Genomic DNA, 2,609 nt, shown 5'->3' with positions numbered 1-2,609 from the left:
CCGTGCGGATCGTCCAAGGCCAGGCCGGCTCCGGCGGCGAAAACCCCCTCCCCCTAYCCCCCTCCCGCGAGGGGAGGGGGGACTCGTCGGGTGCGGTCGGCTAGCGCCGCCGTCCGGCGGCCGCGCCGGCACGCCGGCAGGCGGTCTCCCCCATGACCGAGTTCCCCGAGGAACTCGAGACCGAGCGGCTGCGGCTGCGCCGTCACCGCCCCTCCGATGCCGGGGAGATCGCGCATCTGCTCGACGATTGGGAGGTGGTGCGCTGGCTGTCGGACGTGCCCTTCCCGTACGGCTTCGCCGATGCCGAGGACTGGATCCGCACGGCGGAGAAGCGCTGGATCGCCGGCCGTGAATACCAGTTCGTGGTGACGCTGCCGGACAGCGGCGCGGTGATCGGCCATATGGGGCTGGCGATCGCCACCAACGGCCGGGTCGGCAGCTTCGGCTACTGGTTCGGCCGGCGCTGGTGGGGCCAGGGCTTTGCCACGGAGGCGGCGCAGGCGGTGATCGCCTTCGGCTTCCTCGATCTGCGGCTGGAGCGGATCCAGGCGGCCTACCACCCCGACAACGCCCCGTCGGGCCATGTCCTGGTCAAGGCCGGGCTGATGACCGACGGGGTCAGGACCATCGACTTCAAGGCGCTGGGCCAGGCGGTGCCCTGCCCGCTCTTCGCCCTCAGCCGCCAGGATTACCTGAAGATCTATGCCGCCTGACGCCCCCGCCTCCGCTTCCGACTCTCCCGCCGGCGCCGCCAGGCTGCCGCCCCTGCCGGTGGTGCTGGTCGTCGCCGTCGCCCTGGTCGATGCCGATGGCCGGGTGCTGATCGCCCAGCGCCCCGAGGGCAAATCGATGGCGGGGCTGTGGGAGTTCCCGGGCGGCAAGGTCGATCCGGGCGAGACGCCGGAGGCGGCGCTGATCCGCGAGCTGCGCGAGGAGTTGGGCGTCGACACGGAGGAGAGCTGCCTGGCCCCCTTCACCTTCGCCAGCCACCGCTACGAGCGCTTCCACCTCTTGATGCCGCTCTATCTCTGCCGCCGCTGGCAGGGCGTGCCGCAGCCGCGCGAGGGGCAGGTGCTGGCCTGGGTGGCGCCGAACCGCCTGCGCGACTACCCGATGCCGCCGGCCGACAAGCCGCTGGTGGCGATGCTGCGGGATGTGGTGTAGGCCGGATTTCCCTACACAGCGACCGGACGGCGGAGGCCATGGGAGAGCGAAGCATCCAGCAGCTGCGGATCAGGTCGGAGGGCGAGCGCCTGTTCGCCGGGCCCGCCGATAGCTGGCTGGGGGCCGCGCCCTACGGTCAAGGCACGACGTTCTTTCGCGGCGTCCCGGTCGATACCACCCCGCTCCGCCACAATTCCGAGGCGCGCCAGGCCGGCATCGACTTCGGGGCGGCGGTGGACGGCTTCATCGGCTACTACGAGGCGATGCAGGCCGCCATCACCATCCAATGGATGCAGTACGGCTTCTACGGCCGGGATCTGCGGATCCGGGCGGAGCTGATCAACCACACCATCTCGGCGATCTGCTACGCGGCCTTGAGCAATCCCGGGCCCACCGCGCAGATCGCGAAGAAGGTGGCCTATCACATCATCACCACCAGGCCGGAATCCGTCGCCGGCCGGGCGGCGGCGTCCCTGCTGACATCGCGGGTGATGGTCCGCGGCGCCCTGTCGGAAGGCAGCGCGCTGCGCCGGCTGCTCAGGGTTGCCCCGACCGGGAAGATGCCGACCGGCCGCGGCTTTCTGTTCGGGCTCCTCATCGGCATCTCGAACTTCGTGATGGCCACCTATGGATCGACGGTGCTGTTGGTGAATGACGGGCTTCGCGGCCTGGAGCACATCGTGTCCGCGGCGCTCTCGGGCCGGAAGCTCGATGTTCCCCTCGAAAGCATCCTGGTGCCGGATGAGGATCAGCAGGTCCTGGAAGAGATCATCAAGGGCGATGAGCTGGGGGAGCTGTTGCGGGAATTGTACGACTGGGCATCCGACATCGCCTTCGACGGCAGGTGACGGATGCTCAGGCGGCGCTGCCTCAACTGCGGAAGGCGTGACATCGACCGGAAGACGGATGTCTGCCTGTCCTGCGGCACCCGGCACCTCAAGCGGGCGGGGTTCGAGTGGGCCTACGCGGCCTATTTCACGGTCGCCGTGCCGATATGGCTGTTTTCGTTCGTCTACGGGTGGTGGGCCTTCGGCGCGGCATTCGTCGTGATGTTCATTTTGTTCTGGCTCCTGGACTTCCTGTGGCCCCTCAAGACCGAGGGGCCGTAGGCACAGGAATTACGGTGACAGTGCATTTTTAGCGGGCTACCGCCGCGCTTGGCAGGAGCGAGAGTGGACTGCCCCCCTGGACTGAGACAGAAGAATTAGGGTGACATGGGCGATCGGAGGGTGAATGCCCGACAAGCCCAGGACGCGCACTCGTAGTTTTTCCTCCTCTTTGAAGCAGGCGGCGATGATCCGGCTTGAAGCCGGCGAGGCGCAGAAGAATTAGGGTGACATGGGCGATCGGAGGGTGAATGCCCGACAAGCCCAGGACGCGCACTCGTAGTTTTTCCTCCTCTTTGAAGCAGGCGGCGATGATCCGGCTTGAAGCCGGCGAGGCGC

General features: G+C 68.1%; 4 protein-coding genes. All 4 read left to right on the top strand.

Annotated features, from left to right (window positions below):
• Positions 1-152 precede the first annotated feature (152 nt).
• The 4 genes from BWR60_RS35875 to BWR60_RS35860 are packed head-to-tail and all read left to right on the top strand — an operon-like array spanning position 153 to position 2,273.
• Entirely contained in the window at positions 153-713 is a 561-nt protein-coding gene (locus BWR60_RS35875) for a GNAT family N-acetyltransferase (protein WP_088158117.1), read from the top strand.
• A complete protein-coding gene (mutT, locus tag BWR60_RS35870; RefSeq protein ID WP_218823844.1) occupies positions 703-1,164 on the top strand; it encodes an 8-oxo-dGTP diphosphatase MutT in 462 nt (153 codons plus the stop codon). Before BWR60_RS35875 ends, mutT begins: the two co-directional genes overlap by 11 nt.
• 38 nt (positions 1,165-1,202) lie before the next feature.
• Positions 1,203-2,012, top strand: coding sequence for a hypothetical protein (locus BWR60_RS35865; RefSeq protein WP_088158115.1), 810 nt, complete (start codon positions 1,203-1,205; stop codon positions 2,010-2,012).
• 3 nt (positions 2,013-2,015) lie between these two features.
• Complete coding sequence (locus tag BWR60_RS35860) at positions 2,016-2,273, top strand: hypothetical protein (protein WP_088158113.1); 258 nt, start codon at positions 2,016-2,018, stop codon at positions 2,271-2,273.
• Positions 2,274-2,609: the final 336 nt, after the last annotated feature.

This window comes from Inquilinus limosus, from assembly GCF_002195995.1.
GTDB classification, from domain to species: Bacteria; Pseudomonadota; Alphaproteobacteria; order DSM-16000; family Inquilinaceae; genus Inquilinus; species Inquilinus limosus_C.
This window is presented reverse-complemented; position numbering and strand designations above follow the sequence as displayed.